General features: G+C 68.2%; 12 protein-coding genes. 1 reads left to right on the forward strand and 11 read right to left on the reverse strand.

What is annotated here, in order from left to right:
- Positions 1-1339: hypothetical protein (locus FXN61_RS17130; protein WP_167975077.1), on the reverse strand; the 1339-nt coding region annotated here is incomplete at its 3' end.
- A gap of 144 nt (positions 1340-1483) precedes the next feature.
- On the opposite strand from FXN61_RS17130, the gene rarD reads away from it, so the two are divergent.
- Positions 1484-2407, forward strand: a complete 924-nt coding sequence (gene rarD / locus FXN61_RS17135; protein ID WP_167975078.1) for an EamA family transporter RarD — start codon at positions 1484-1486, stop codon at positions 2405-2407.
- A 3-nt stretch (positions 2408-2410) separates the two neighbouring features.
- Here the strand turns inward: rarD and FXN61_RS17140 are convergent, their stop codons facing one another.
- From FXN61_RS17140 to nuoF, 10 genes are read right to left on the reverse strand one after another with little or no spacing between them, the layout of a single operon-like run.
- Complete coding sequence (locus tag FXN61_RS17140) at positions 2411-3412, reverse strand: polyprenyl synthetase family protein (RefSeq protein ID WP_167975079.1); 1002 nt, start codon at positions 3410-3412, stop codon at positions 2411-2413.
- Positions 3413-3431: 19 nt separating this feature from the next.
- Positions 3432-5009: an NADH-quinone oxidoreductase subunit NuoN gene (nuoN, locus tag FXN61_RS17145; RefSeq protein WP_167975080.1), complete on the reverse strand. Its 1578-nt coding sequence runs from the start codon at positions 5007-5009 to the stop codon at positions 3432-3434.
- A 1-nt stretch (position 5010) separates the two neighbouring features.
- On the reverse strand, positions 5011-6579 hold the full coding sequence (locus tag FXN61_RS17150; protein WP_167975081.1) for an NADH-quinone oxidoreductase subunit M: 1569 nt from the start codon (positions 6577-6579) through the stop codon (positions 5011-5013).
- Positions 6576-8480, reverse strand: a complete 1905-nt coding sequence (gene nuoL, locus FXN61_RS17155) for an NADH-quinone oxidoreductase subunit L (protein ID WP_167975109.1) — start codon at positions 8478-8480, stop codon at positions 6576-6578. Before nuoL ends, FXN61_RS17150 begins: the two co-directional genes overlap by 4 nt.
- Before the next feature lie 37 nt (positions 8481-8517).
- A complete protein-coding gene (gene nuoK / locus FXN61_RS17160) occupies positions 8518-8817 on the reverse strand; it encodes an NADH-quinone oxidoreductase subunit NuoK (RefSeq protein WP_030473209.1) in 300 nt (99 codons plus the stop codon).
- On the reverse strand, positions 8814-9656 hold the full coding sequence (locus FXN61_RS17165) for an NADH-quinone oxidoreductase subunit J (protein WP_246291674.1): 843 nt from the start codon (positions 9654-9656) through the stop codon (positions 8814-8816). The genes nuoK and FXN61_RS17165 overlap by 4 nt, the downstream gene beginning before the upstream one ends.
- 5 nt (positions 9657-9661) lie before the next feature.
- Entirely contained in the window at positions 9662-10192 is a 531-nt protein-coding gene (gene nuoI / locus FXN61_RS17170) for an NADH-quinone oxidoreductase subunit NuoI (RefSeq protein ID WP_167975082.1), read from the reverse strand.
- A gap of 2 nt (positions 10193-10194) precedes the next feature.
- Positions 10195-11490: an NADH-quinone oxidoreductase subunit NuoH gene (nuoH, locus tag FXN61_RS17175; protein WP_167975111.1), complete on the reverse strand. Its 1296-nt coding sequence runs from the start codon at positions 11488-11490 to the stop codon at positions 10195-10197.
- Positions 11491-11513: 23 nt separating this feature from the next.
- Positions 11514-13979, reverse strand: coding sequence for an NADH-quinone oxidoreductase subunit G (locus FXN61_RS17180; RefSeq protein WP_167975083.1), 2466 nt, complete (start codon positions 13977-13979; stop codon positions 11514-11516).
- Entirely contained in the window at positions 13976-15256 is a 1281-nt protein-coding gene (gene nuoF, locus FXN61_RS17185) for an NADH-quinone oxidoreductase subunit NuoF (protein WP_167975084.1), read from the reverse strand. Before nuoF ends, FXN61_RS17180 begins: the two co-directional genes overlap by 4 nt.
- Positions 15257-15259 lie beyond the last annotated feature (3 nt).

Consider the following 15259-nt stretch of genomic DNA (forward strand, 5'->3'; position numbering starts at 1 on the left):
CGTGGGCGAAGGCGGCGCCGACGCCGTGCGGCCTGCGCTCCTGGGTGGTGTCCTCGACCTCGGCGGGCGCGCCGAACGCCGAGAACGGCGCGGGCGCAGGAGCACCGGGATCGCTGAACGGCTGGGCGGAGCTGACCTTGGGCTCGACGAACTCCTCGAGAACCGGTTCGGCTTCCTGCGGCTCGAGAGGCTCACGGAGGGCGTGGGAGTACGGCTCAGGGCTCACGGGCTCGCGCATGGCGTGCGCGGCCGGCTGCTCGCGCTCAGGCTCCGTGAAGGCCTGCTCTTCGGCCAGCGTCGTCTCGAAGACGCCGTTGCGGACGTGCGGCGCGTCCAGGTCGACCGGCTCGACGAGCTGGGTCCGCTCCGCCGGTGACTCCGGCTCCGGCTCCGGCTCCGGCTCGGTGAAGCCGTCGAGCTGGCCGGAGATCTCGTCCCGCATGCCGGGGTACTCACCGGTGAGGTCGGTGTCGGGCCAGCTGCGTTCCTCGACCGCGATGAACGTCGTCTGCTCGGAGCGAGTACCCGCGGGCTCGTCCTCCTGCTCCTCGGCCTCGTCGAGGAACGCCTCCTGCTCCTGCTCCGCCCACACCTCGCGCGGTTGGTAGATGAAGTCGTCGGCCTGCTCGTCGACCTCCGGCGGCGCGGTCGGCTCCCGGGCAGGCGGCCCGACCTCGGCGACCGGCTCGACGGTCGGCACGTACGACGTCTGCTCGGCAGGCAGCTCAGGCTCGTCGTCGAAGTCGGCGGCCTCGAGACCGGAGCGCGGCAGAACCGTCGTCATCTCGGCCGGGGACTCGGCGGGAACGTCCTCCGGCGAGAGGCGCTCGAACAGCGAACGCGGACGGTCGTCGTCGGCGTCGGCCAGCGCCTTCTGCTCGGCCAGCTGCTCCTCGAACCGGCACTGCGACTCGTCCGGCTCCATGTACTGGCGGACCGGGGCGGAAGGCTCTTCCTCGACCTCTTCGACGGGAGCCTCGACAGGCTCCTCCACGACAGGGGCCGGCACAGGAATCGGCGCCGGAGCCGGTGCGGGCACGGGCTCACCGAAGTAGGCGGGCGGCTCCACGTACGGCGCGGGAGCGGGCGAAGGCGGCGGCGGGGCCAGCATCTCGTCGCTGAGCGAACGCGGCGGAGTGTCGTCCCAATCGTCGACCTCGAAGTCATCGGCCTCAGGAGGCATCGCGATCGGCGGGGCCGACCGGCGCGCATCACGAAGTCGATCTTCGAGCTCGGCCACCTGCCGGCGTGCGGGCCGAACCATCACCAGCCACGTGAGTGCCACTCCCGCGACGAACGACAGCAGACTCCACAGCCAGACCTGCCCGAAGACATTCACGGGTAAGCCCCTTCTACGACCACACCCGACCTCACTCACTCGGAAGGGTGAGCATGGCCAAACTACAGTGCCTTTGATGATGCTCCGTCACTACGCCGTTCAGCGCAAATAACGGGTGGAAACCCCAGCGTAGAGTGACATTTTGTGCCGCCCCTGACGACTTCGACCACTACTTCGGCAGAAGTTCACACCGAGAGGCGAGGTGTCACCTACGGCGCACTCGCCTACGTCCTTTGGGGACTGTTCCCGGCGTACTGGCCACTCCTCATCCCCGCCCAGCCCGTCGAGGTGCTCGCACACCGGATCGTCTGGTCGTTCCTCACGCTCGCCATCGCCGTCGCGGTGCTCAGGAGATGGCGTCCTTTCCTTGAGTTATCAGGAAAAGGCTGGCTCATCGTTACCGCCGCAGCGATCTTGATCACGGCGAACTGGGGCACGTACATCTACGCGGTCAACAGCCAGCACGTCGTCGAGGCGGCGCTCGGCTACTTCATCACGCCGCTGGTCAGCGTGGCGCTCGGAATGATCTTCCTGAAGGAGCGCCTTCGGCTGCCGCAGACCATCGCGATCGGCGTGGTCGTCGCCGCTGTGATCGTGCTCACCATCGACTACGGCAGGCTGCCGGTGATCTCGCTGATCCTGGCGGGCTCGTTCGGCATCTACGGGCTGCTCAAGAAGAAGGTGCCGCTCGACGCCATCTCCAGCCTCACCGCGGAGAGCGCGGTGATCGCCCCGATCGCGCTGATCTACCTGATCGCACTCGGCAGCGCGAACACCTTCACGACCGAAGGCACCGGCCACACGCTGATGATCCTCAGCACCGGCATCGTCACGGCGGTCCCGCTGGTGTTGTTCGGCGCGGGCGCGCAACGGATCCCGCTGATCACCATGGGCATGCTGCAGTACCTCGCGCCGATCCTGCAGTTCGTCTGGGGCGTGTTCGTCGTGAGCGAACCGATGCCGCCCAGCAGGTGGATCGGGTTCGCCCTCGTCTGGCTCGCCCTCACGATCTTCACCTTCGACGCGGTGAAGAACCGGCGCAAGCACCTGCTCGCGCCGGTCGAGTGATCCCTAACGAGACCGCGCCACGCAGTAGGTCGCGAGCTCATCGAGTGCGTCACGCGCGGCGCACGGCGGCAGCTTGCCCAGTTCCGTGCGAGCCCGGTCCGCGTACTCGTCGAGGGTCTCGCGTGCCTTGTCCATGCCGGAGGACTTCCGCAGCAGCGACAGGGCCTCGTCCACCAGCGCGTCCTCGGTGATCGGCCCTGCCAGCAGCTCGGCGAGCCGCGTCTCGGACGGCTCAGCGAGCGCGTAGAGCATCGGCAGCGTCTTCACGCCCTCGCGCAGGTCGGTGCCCGGCGTCTTGCCGGACTCGGCCGACGGCGAGGCGATGTCGATGACGTCGTCGGAGATCTGGAACGCCGCCCCGATCACCTCGGCGTACCGGCGCAGCGCGTCCGTCTGGTCCTCGGTCGCGTCGGAGAACATCCCGCCGAACCTGGCCGCGGTGGCGATCAGGACACCGGTCTTCTCCTCGATCACCGTGAGGTAGTGGGAGATCGGGTCCTCGCCCGGCTGCGGGCCGACGGTCTCGCGCATCTGCCCGGTCACCAGGACCGAGAAGGTCTCCGCGATGATCCGCGCCGCGTCCGTCCCCAGATCGGCGGTGAGCCGTGACGCGTGGGCGAACAGGAAGTCGCCTGTCAGGATCGCGATGCTGTTGTCCCACTTGACGTTCGCGGACACCGCGCCGCGCCGCATGGTCGCTTCGTCCATGACGTCGTCGTGGTAGAGCGTCGCGAGGTGGGTGAGCTCGACCACAGTGGCCGCCTTGATGACCTTCTCCCGGTCCCAGTCGGCGCCGAACTGCGATGCGAGCAGTGTGAAGAGCGGGCGGATCCGCTTTCCGCCCGCCTCCACAAGGTGAAGCGAGGTTTCCGTGACCGGGTGGAACTCGCTTTGCACGACGTCGTGCAGGTTGCGCTCCACCTCGGCAAGGCCGTCCTGGACTACCTCGGAGAGCACGGGGTCCACCAACGCGAACCCCGGTCCCTCATGCTCGCTACTGGTCACACCAGCAGACTACGTACACCTAGCTGAGGAAGGTGCCGGTACCCGCCCAATCGAGCACGAACGTGGGCCACAACCCCAGCACCAGGGTCACGACGGCACCCAACGTGATCGCGATCGTGGTGAACGCACCCGGCACGGTCACGGTCGGGCCGTCCGGCGCCGGGTCGCTGAAGTACATCAGCACGATCACCCGCAGGTAGAAGAACGCGGCGACGGCCGAGGCCACCAGCGCGATCACGACGAGCGGGGTCAGGCCGGCGTCGATCGCCGCGCTGAACACGACGAACTTGCCGATGAAGCCGGACGTCAGCGGAATTCCGGCCAGTGCCAGCAGCAGGAACGTGAAGACGGCCGCCACGATCGGCGACCGCTTCGCGAGACCCGCCCACTGCGACAGGTGCGTCGCCTCGCCGTCCGAGTTGCGGACCAGCGACACGATGCCGAACGCGGCGATCGTGGTGAACCCGTACGCCAGCAGGTAGAACATGGTCGCGCTCACGCCGGAAGCCGAGCCCGCAGGGGTCAGCGCGATCGAACCGATCAGCAGGAAGCCCGCGTGCGCCACCGACGAGTACGCGATCATGCGCTTCACGTCGGTCTGCGTGAGACCCAGCACCGCGCCGATCACCATCGACACGACCGCGACGCCGTAGAGCACGCCGCGCCACTCCCACTGCGTGTTCTGGAACGCCACGGTGAGCACGCGCAGGATGCCGCCGAACGCGGCGACCTTGGTGCACGCGGCCATGAACGCCGTGATCGGCGTCGGCGCGCCCTGGTACACGTCCGGGGTCCAGGCGTGGAACGGGCCGACCGCTGCCTTGAAGAGCAGACCCACCACCAGCAGGCCGAAGCCCGCGAACAGCAGCGTGTCGGAGCGGTCGGTGCCGGCGGCAGCGGACGCGATGGCCGAGAGCTTCACCGAGCCCGCGTAGCCGTACAGCAGAGCCACGCCGTACAAGAAGAACGCGGAGGCGAACGCTCCGAGCAGGAAGTACTTCACGGCCGCTTCCTGCGAGAGCAGGCGACGGCGGCGAGCCAGGCCGCACAACAGGTACAGCGGCAGCGACAGGACTTCCAGCGCGATGAACATGGTGAGCAGGTCGTTCGACGCGACGAACGTCATCATGCCGCCGAGCGCGAACAGCGTGAGCGGGAAGACCTCGGTCTGCATGCCGGTCTTCGTCGCCTGCGCGCGGTCCTGGATGGTGCCGGGACGGATCGCGGCCTGGGCCACGAACGCGCCACCGGGCTCCACCGAGCGGTCGGCGATCAGCAGGATCGAGCCGAACGCCAGCACCAGCAACGTGGCCCACAGGAACAGCGACGGCGAGTCGACCGCGATCGCACCCGCCAGCGTCGCCACGCCCTGCGCGGGGCGCTCCGAGGTCGCGTAGAGGATCAACGCGCCGGTGGCCCCGACCAGCGTCACGAGCGACAGCACGAGCTGCACGGCCCACCGCTGGTGCTTGGGCAGCAACGCTTCCAGCAGCACGCTGATGCACGCCGCGCCGAGCACGATCAGCACCGGCGCGGTGGCGCCGTAATCGATCTCCGGCGCCTCGATCGTCTGCGCCTGAGCGACGAGAAGGTTCACGTCACTTGCCTTCCTGCACGGTGACCGGGTCGGTCACGCCGACCTCGGTCAGCGTCGCCCCGACAGTCGGGGTGATGACGTCGAGCACCGGCTGCGGGTAGAACCCGAGTGCCAGCACGATGACAACGAGCGGTGCCAGCACGGCGATCTCGCGCTTGTCGAGGTCGCCGATGGCCGTCTTCTTCTCCGGGTCGCCGACAGCGCCCGGACCGGCGGCAGCAGCCACGAGAGCGTCTCCGCGCAGCGGGCCGGTCATCATCCGCTGGTAGAGCCACAGCACGTAGAGCGCCGCGAGCACCATGCCGACCGTCGCGAGGATCGTGTGGACCGGCTGCGTCGGGAACGAGCCGATCAGCACCAGGAACTCGGAGACGAACGAGTTCGTGCCCGGCAGCGACAGCGTGGTCAGACCGGAGAGCAGCAGCATGCCCGCGAGCAGCGGGGCCACCTTCGACATGCCGCCGTAGTCGGAGATCTGCGAGGAACCACCGCGCGCGATCACCATGCCGATCACCAGGATCAGCATGCCGGTCGAGATCGAGTGGTTGAGCATGTACGACACCGAGCCCACGCCCGCCTGCGACGTGAACGAGAAGATGCCGAGCGCGATGAAGCCGAAGTGGGCGATCGAGACGTAAGCGAGGAACCGCTTCATGTCCCGCTGCCCCGTGGCGAGCAGGGATCCATAAAGGACACCGGCCACCGCGAGCACGAGCACGAACGGCGCCAGGTTCTTCGACGCCTCCGGGAACATCGGCAGCAGGTAGCGCAGCATGCCGAACGTGCCGACCTTGTCCAGGATGCCGACGACGATCACCGTGACGCCGATGGGCGCCTCGGCGGCCGCGTCCGGCAGCCAGGTGTGGAACGGCACCAGCGGCGCCTTGATCGCGAACGCCAGGAAGAAGCCAAGGAACAGCCAGGTCTGCGTCGTCGAGTCGGCGTCGCGGACCACCGTCACCAGGGTCGCCCAGTCGAACGTGCCCTTGCCCAGCTCGTCCGACGCCATCGCGTAGGCGCCGATCGCGGAGGCCAGCATGATCAGGCCGCCGAGGAACGAGTAGAGGAAGAACTTGACCGCCGCGTACTGCCTGCGCGCGCCGCCGTAGCCGCCGATCAGGAAGTACATCGGGATCAGCATGACCTCGAACAGCACGTAGAACAGGAAGACGTCGGTGGCCGCGAACACCGCGACCGTCACCGCCTCCTGCACCAAAATCAGCGCGAGGTACCCGCCCTGCGAACGGCCGGCCGGCAGCTTCTCCGTCCAGCCGGCACCGATCACCAGCGGGATCAGCAGCGCGATCACCGCGATCATCACCAGTGCGATGCCGTCGATGCCGAACGACAGCCGCACGCCGAACGCCGGGATCCAGTCCACGCCGGCGGCGAGCTGGATGCGGTCGCCGTCCGGGTCGTAGGCGAACCACAGCAGGCCGGCGAGCACGAGCTCGACGAGCGAGAACGCCAGCGCGACGAGCTTGGCCTTCGTGTCGTCCTTGCGCAGGAACGTCACCACCAGCGCGCCGACCAGCGGCACGACCAGCAGCGCGATCAGAACCCAGGTCACGAGAACCTCACCACCAGGAGCGCTCCGAGCACGAAGATCGAGCCCAGCAGCATGGACAGTGCGTAGGAGCGGACGAACCCGGTCTGCAGCCTGCGCAACCGGCCGGAACTACCGCCGAGCAGCGCCGCGGTGCCGTTGACCAGCCCGTCGACGCCCTTCAGGTCGAGGAACACCAGCGCGCGGGTGAGCCAGGTGCCCGGCCGCGCGAAGAGTGCCTCGTTCAGTGCGTTGCCGTACAGGTCAGCACGGGCTGCGCGCACCGGGAACGACACCCGCAACGGCGCCTCGACCGGCTGCTTGCCGCGGCCGAAGAGCAGGAACGCGAGTCCGGCACCGACGAGCGAGAGCACCACGGTCAGGATCCCGACCATGCCGTGCGACAGGACGCCGTGCGACTCCTTCAGCTCGCCGAGCGACGGCTCCAGCCACCCGGCCAGCCTGCCGCCGGAGGCGAACCACCAACCGGCGCCGACCGAACCGACCGCGAGGATGATCATCGGGATCGTCATCGTCAGCGGCGACTCGTGCGGGTGGTACTCGCGGCCGTCCTCCGACTTCAGTTCCTTCCAGCGCGGCTTGCCGAGGAACACGAGGATCAACAGGCGCGTCATGTAGAACGCGGTCAGCGCGGCACCGAGCAGTGCGACGCCACCGAACACGTAGCCGCGCCAGCCCTCCGCACCGAACGCCGCCGCGATGATGGCGTCCTTGGAGAAGTAGCCGGAGAACGGCGGGATGCCGATCAGGGCGAGGTAGCCGAGCGTCCATGTGACGAACGTGATCGGCAGGTACTTCGCCAGGCCGCCCATCCTGCGGATGTTGCCCTCGTCGTTCATGCCGTGCATGACCGAACCGGCACCGAGGAAGAGCCCTGCCTTGAAGAAGCCGTGCGTCAGCAGGTGCATGATGCCCAGCGCGTACCCGATCGGGCCGAGGCCCACCGCGAGGATCATGTAACCGATCTGCGAGACCGTCGAGTACGCCAGGACCTTCTTGAAGTCGTCGTAGGCGCAACCGATGATGCAACCGATCAGCAGCGTGACAGCACCGATGATCATCACGACCAGGCGGCCGTCCTCGCTCAGGTTGTAGAGCGGGTTCGAGCGGGCGATCAGGTACACGCCCGCGGTGACCATCGTTGCCGCGTGGATCAGTGCGGAGACCGGGGTCGGACCGGCCATGGCGTCGGGCAACCAGGCCTGCAGCGGGAACTGACCGGACTTGCCGCACGCGCCGAGCAGCAGCAGCAACGTGATCGCGAGGACCTCACCGGAGGAGAACTCGCTCACCCGCGCGAAGACCTCGGTGTAGTCGGTCGTGCCGAGCCGGTTGAACATCATGAAGATCGCGATGGCCAGACCGAGGTCGCCGACGCGGTTCATCAGGAAGGCCTTCTTGGCCGCCGACGCCGCTTCCGGCTTGTACTGGTACCAGCCGATCAGCAGGTACGAGGCGAGACCGACGCCCTCCCAGCCGAAGTACAGGGTCACGAAACCGTTGCCCAGCACCAGCAGGAGCATCGCCGCGACGAAGAGGTTCAGGTAGGCGAAGAACTTCCGCCTGCCTTCCTCGTGCGCCATGTAGCCGACCGAGTAGATGTGGATCAGCGCGCCCACACCGGTGATCAGCAGCACGAACGTGAGCGACAGCGGGTCGAGCCGCAGCGCGAAGTCGATCTTCAGCGCGTTGACGTCGATCCAGTTGAACAGGAACAGCTCACTGGTCCGCTCCCCCGACTGCCCGAGGGTGTCGAAGAACAGCGCCAGGCCGTACCCGAACGCGCCGAGGATGGTGGCGCAGCCGAGCAGGTGGCCCCACTTGTCGGTGCGCTTGCCACCGACCAGCAGCACGGCCGCGCCGAACGCGGGCAGCGCCAACAAAAGCCAGGCGAGAGAAGCGATCCCGCTGGCGGCAACAGGTTCCGTCACCGGTGACCCCTCAGTACTTCAGCAGGTTCGAGTCGTCGACCGAGGCCGAGCGACGCGTCCGGAAGATGGACATGATGATCGCGAGGCCGACGACGACCTCCGCCGCGGCGACGACCATCACGAAGAACGCCATCACCTGACCGTCGAGCGAGCCGTTGATCCGCGCGAACGTCACCAGGCTCAGGTTGACCGCGTTGAGCATGAGCTCGACGCACATGAACACCACGATGGCGTTGCGGCGCACCAGGACACCGACGGCGCCGATGCTGAACAGCAGTGCCGACAGCAGCAGGTAGTAGGTGGGAGTCACGACTCACTTCCCTTGAGCGCGTGCGCGTCGGCCTCGTGCCCGGTGCCGGCCACGTCGGCGACGTCGTCCGAAAGCGTGGACTTGTCGGTCGCCTCGATGACCTCGAACAGCGACTCCTCCGACACGCTGCCGTCGGGCAGCAGTGCGGGAGTGGCCACCGAGTTCGCGGTGGCGAAGACACCAGGACCGGGGATGGACCCGACCCGCTTGCCCTCCTGGAAGCGCTCCTCGACGAGTTCCTTCTGCGTCTTCTTGGCGGGCTTCCCGTCCCTGCCGACGAAGGCCAGGATCATCGCGCCGAGCGCGGCGGTGATCAGCAGAGCCGACGTGAGCTCGAACGCGAACAGGTAGTCCGTGAAGAGCTTCACGCCGATGTTGCCGACGTTGCCGCCGTTCGTGGCGTTCGCCTCTGCGAGGCCGGCGGGCTCGACCGACGTGAGCGCACGGGCGACGGAGCCGACCATCAGCACGGCGAACCCGATGCCGAGCAACGCGGCCGCGAGTCGTTGTCCGCGAATGACTTCGACGACGGAGTCCGAACTGTCGCGGCCGACCATCATCAGCACGAACAGGAACAGCATCATGATCGCGCCGGTGTAGACGATGATCTGCACGAAGCCGAGGAACGGCGCCTGCTGGATCATGTACAGCACACCGAGGCTGAGCATCGTCACCACGAGCCACAGCGCGGAGTGCACCGCGTTGCGCGCGAAGAGCATGCCGAGGGCACCTGCCAGCGCGAGCGGGCCGAGCACCCAGAACGCGATCGCCTCACCGGTCGTGACGGTGTCGACCACGCGCTGCACGGGCTCCGGCTGCTGCTGGGCCAGGAAGGTCAGGAAGCTCACTGCTGACCCTCCTCCTTCTGGGCCGCCTTGGCGAGCTGCGGGCCGTTCACGTAGTAGTCCTGCTCGTTCTCGCCCAGCCGCATCGGGTGCGGCGGCTGCTCCATGCCGGGCAGCAGCGGGGCGAGCAGGTCTTCCTTGGTGAAGATCAGGTCCTGCCGGTTGTCGTCGGCGAGCTCGTACTCGTTCGTCATCGTGAGCGAACGGGTCGGGCACGCCTCGATGCACAGGCCGCAGCCGATGCAGCGCAGGTAGTTGATCTGGTAGTCCATGCCGTAGCGCTCACCGGGCGAGTAGCGCTCGTCCTCGGTGTTGTCGCCACCCTCGACGAAGATCGCGTCTGCCGGGCAGGCCCACGCGCACAGCTCGCAGCCGACGCACTTCTCCAGCCCGTCCGGGTGCCGGTTCAGCTGGTGACGGCCGTGGAACCGCGGCGCGGTCACCTTCTTGACCTCGGGGTACTCCTCCGTCACCACCTTCTTGAACATGGTGCCGAAGGTGACGCCGAAGCCTTTCAGGGACTCGAACATCCCTACTCAGCCTCCTTACCGGTGGTGACGGCTGCCGTGTCCTTGGGGATGTTGGCGACCTTGACCTTGCGCTTGGGCGCTGACTTGGGGACGGCGAGGTCGAGAGGCGGCACCGGGAAGCCGGAACCCGCGAGCGGAACGCCCTTGGTGTCCTGGACCTTCTTGTCCGGCAGCAGGAACGAGACCAGCAGCACCAGGCCGACGATCACGCCGAGCGCGATGAGCCGCTGCGCCGTGGAGAGCTGCTGGATCGCACCGGTGCGGATGACCGCGACGGCCATGATCCAGACGAGGCTGGTCGGGACCAGCACCTTCCAGCCCAGCTTCATGAACTGGTCGTAGCGCAGGCGAGGAAGCGTGCCGCGCAGCCAGATGAAGAGGAACAGGAAGAACAGCGTCTTGCCGATGAACCAGAGCAGGCCCCACCAGCCGGTGTTCATGAAGTCGCCGCTCCACGGTGCGTGGTAGCCGCCGAGGAACAGCGTGGTCGCGAGCGCGGAGACGGTGACCATGTTGACGTACTCGGCGAGGAAGAACAGCGCGAACTTCAGCGAGCTGTACTCCGTGTGGAAACCACCGACCAGCTCCGACTCGGCCTCGGGGAGGTCGAACGGCGCGCGGTTGGTCTCGCCGACCATCGACACCACGTAGATCACGAAGCTGGGGAACAGCAGGATGCCGAACCAGCCTGGCAGGAACCCGAGCACGGTGGCCGCCTGGGCGCCGACGATGTCGCCGGTCGAGAGCGACCCGGTGAACATGATCACCGCGACGATCGACAGGCCCATCGCGATCTCGTAGGAGATCACCTGCGCGGCCGAGCGCAGCGCGCCGAGCAGCGGGTACGGCGAGCCGGAGGCCCAGCCGGACAGCACGATGCCGTAGACGCCGAGCGAGGAGCAGGCCAGCACCACCAGCACGCCGACCGGGAGGTCGACGAGCTGCAGCGCGGTCTGCTGGCCGAACATGTTGACCTCGCCGGCGATCGGGATCACCGAGAACGCGAGGAACGCGGGGATGCAGGAGATCACCGGAGCGAGGAAGAACACCCACTTGTCCGCGAGGACGGGGCGGATGTCCTCCTTGAAGGCGAGCTTCAGACCGTCCGCGAGCGACTGCAGCCACCCGTTCGGGCCGACCCGGTTGGGACCGGGGCGGTGCTGCATGCGCGCGACGACCTTGCGCTCCCAGTTGATCATGAACAGGGTCATGACCACGAGGAACGCGAAGATGCCCACGACCTTGATCAGGATCAGCCAGATCGGGTCGTCCGCGAGCAGCTTGGCGGTGTCGCCGATCTCCGCTGCGAAGACGTGCTGGGTCATGACTTCACCCCAAAGGAAGAATCTCCGCTGACGGAGACGATCGAGCCGTGGCCAGCGCCGAGCGTGCGGCGGACGGTCACGTCACCCGAGTTGGTGGGCAGCCAGATGACTCCCTCGGGCAGGTCGTCGGTCTCGACCGGGAGCGTGATCGCGCCGCGGTCGGTGGAGACCGTCACGTACCCGCCGGAGGTCAGGCCGAGCTGCTGCGCGGTGGTCTCCGCGACCTTCGCGACGGCAGGTCGTGCCGTGCCGGCGAGGTGCGGTTCGTCCACCTGCAGCGAGCCGTTGCCGATCAGGCGGTGCCACGTGGCGAGCACGGCCTTGCCGGAACCGGCCGGGCTGTGCAGCGGCGCGGCGACGTTGAGCGAGGAGCCGCTCGGGGTGCCCTCGCCGAGACGAGCCAGGTCGGCGGCCGCGGCAGCGGGCGTCTGCGTGAACAGGTCGGCGTCCATCTCCACCGCGAGGGTGTCGAGCACGCGGCAGTCCGGCAGCGCGCCGGTGCCCTCGAGCGTCGTGCCGAACTCGCGGCGGCGGCCCTCCCAGTTGAGGTAGCTGCCGGACTTCTCGACCGACGGGGCGATCGGGAGCACGACGTCGGCCTTCGCGGTGACGGCGCTCGGCCGCAGCTCGAGGCTGACGATGAACGCGGCACCCGCCAGCGCCTTCTCGGCCAGAGCCGGGTCCGGCAGGTCGAACGGGTCGACGCCGCCGATCACCAGGCCGGCCAGGTCGCCGTTCGCGGCGGCTTCGAGGATTCCGTTGGTGTCACGGCCCGGACTCGCAGGGATCGTGCCCTCCTCGACACCCCAGGTGCGCTCGACCTCCGTGCGCGCCGCCGCGTTCGCGACGTGGCGACCGCCGGGCAGCAGGTTCGGCGTGGCACCGACCGCGAGCGCACCGCGCTCACCGGCACGGCGCGGGATCCACGCCACCTTGGCGCCGGTGCGCTCCGCCAGTCTCGCGACCGCGGTGAACGCGCCGGGGACCTCGGCGGCGCGCTCGCCGACCAGGATCACCGATCCCGGCTTGCCGAGCAGCTCGACGACATCGGAAGCGTGCTCCGCCAACGCGTTGATGGCGTTCGCCTCGGCACCGGGCACGCAGGCGAGCAGCGTGCCGAACGTCTTCTCCACGGCCGGGGTCGTGTACTGGCCGAGGTGGAAGACCTTCGTGGTGCCCTTGCGGGCGGCCTTGCGCAGGCGCAGGAAGACGATCGGCGCCTCTTCTTCGGGCTCGAACGCGACCAGCAACGCGGCCGGCGCCTTCTCGATGCCCTGGAACGTGACGCCGTTGTCCGGGTTGGTGAACACCGTGGTGCCGGACAGGAACTCCAGCTCCTCGGCGCTGTGCGGCCGGGCGCGGAAGTCGATGTCGTTGGTGCGCAACGCGATCCGGGCGAACTTCGAGTACGCGTACGCGTCCTCGACGGTCAGCCTGCCGCCGGTCAGCACGCCGACACCGCCCGCGTCGCGGGCTTCGGCGAGACCAGCCGCCGCGATCTGCAGCGCCTCGGTCCACGAGGACTCGCGCAGCTCGTCGGTCTCGGGGTCGCGGACCAGCGGCCGCGTGATGCGGTCGTCGGCCGTGGCGTAGCGGAACGCGAACCGGCCCTTGTCGCAGATCCACTCCTCGTTGACCTGCGGGTCGTCGCCGGCGAGCTTGCGCTGCACCTTGCCGCGACGCCAGTCGGTGCGCTCGGCGCAGCCGGACGAGCAGTGCTCGCAGACACCCGGCGTCGACACGAGGTCGAACGGCCTGGCGCGGAACCGGTAGGCCGCCGACGTCAGCGCGCCGACCGGGCAGATCTGGATGGTGTTGCCGGAGAAGTACGACTGGAACGGCTTCTCTTGCGCCGTACCGATCTGCTGCTGCGAACCGCGCTCCAGCAGCTCGATGAACGGGTCACCGGCGATCTGCGCGGAGAACCGCGTGCAGCGCTGGCAGAGCACGCAACGCTCGCGGTCGAGCAACACCTGCGTCGAGATGTTGATCGGCTTCGGGAACGTCCGCTTGTGCTCGTGGAAGCGGGAGTCGCTGCGGCCGTGCGCGATCGCCTGGTTCTGCAGCGGGCACTCACCGCCCTTGTCGCAGATCGGGCAGTCCAGCGGGTGGTTGATGAGCAGCAGCTCCATCACACCCTGCTGGGCCTTGTCCGCGACCGGCGAGGTCAGCTGGGTCTTCACGACCATGCCGTCCGCGACCGTCATCGTGCAGGAGGCCTGCGGCTTCGGCATCGGCCGGCCGCCCATCTCGACCTCGACGAGGCACTGGCGGCAGGCGCCCGCGGGCTCCAGCAGCGGGTGGTCGCAGAAGCGCGGGATGACCGTGCCGAGGCGCTCCGCCGTGCGGATCAGCAGCTCACCCTTGGGCGCGATGACCTCGACGCCGTCGATGATGAGCTTGACGTGACCCTCGGGCACGGCAACCTCTGCGGTCGTGCTCTTGTCAGGGGCGATGGTCATGCGTTCGCTCCAGCCAGGACCTTGGAGTTCGTGTCGCACAGCGCGAGGAACTCGTCCTTGAAGTACTTGATGCCACTGGTGATCGGGCTGACAGCACCGTCACCGAGTGCGCAGAACGAGCGGCCGAGGATGTTGTCGCAGACGTCGAGCAACGTGTCGATGTCGCTCGCGTTGCCCTCGCCGCGCACCATCCGCTGCAGGATCTGCACGAGCCAGTACGTGCCCTCACGGCACGGCGTGCACTTGCCGCACGACTCGTGCTTGTAGAACTCCGTCCACTTCATGACGGCCCACGGCACGGACACGGTCTCGTTGAAGATCTGCAGCGCCGTCGTGCCCAGCATCGAACCGGCCTCTGCGGCACCCTCGAAGTCCAGCGGCACGTCGAGGTGCTCCGCGGTGAACAGCGGGGTGGACGAGCCACCCGGCGTCCAGAACTTCAGCGGGATGCCGTCCTTCATGCCACCGGCCATGTCCAGCAGCTGCCGGAGCGTGGTGCCCATCGGCGCCTCGTACTGGCCGGGGTTCGTGACGTGACCGGACAGCGAGTAGATCTTCGGACCGGGTGAGCGGTCACGGCCCATCTCGCGGAACCAGTCGGCGCCACCGTTGACGATGAAGGGAACCGACGCGATCGTCTCGACGTTGTTCACGACGGTGGGCGACGCGTACAGGCCCGAGGTCGCGGGGAACGGCGGCTTGAGTCGCGGCTGGCCACGACGGCCCTCCAGCGAGTCGAGCAGCGCGGTCTCCTCGCCGCAGATGTACGCGCCGGCGCCGGCGTGGATCACCACGTCGAGGTCGAACCCGCTGCCGAGGATGTCTTTGCCCAGGTAGCCCTTGGCGTACGCCTCGCGCACGGCCGCGTTGAGGCGGCGGATGCAGTGCAGGACCTCGCCGCGGACGTAGATCGCCGCGAAGTTCGCGCGGATCGCGTACGACGTGATGATCACGCCCTCGATCAGCGAGTGCGGGTCCGCCATCATCAGCGGGATGTCCTTGCAGGTGCCCGGCTCGCCCTCGTCGGCGTTGATGACGAGGTAGTGCGGCTTGCCGTCGCCCTGCGGGATGAAGCCCCACTTCATGCCGGTGGGGAAGCCCGCGCCGCCGCGGCCGCGCAGCCCGGAGTCCTTGCACTGCTGGATGAGCTGGTCCGGGTGGGCCCCCAGCGCCTTGGGCAGGGCGGTGTAGCCGCCGGTGCGCTCGTAGGTCTCGATGGTCCAGGACTTGGGCTCGGTCCAGCGCGTGGTGAGAACGGGAGTCAGCGGGTTGGCCATTGG

Origin of the sequence: Lentzea indica (assembly GCF_012184385.1) — a bacterium.
Classification (GTDB): domain Bacteria; phylum Actinomycetota; class Actinomycetes; order Mycobacteriales; family Pseudonocardiaceae; genus Lentzea; species Lentzea indica.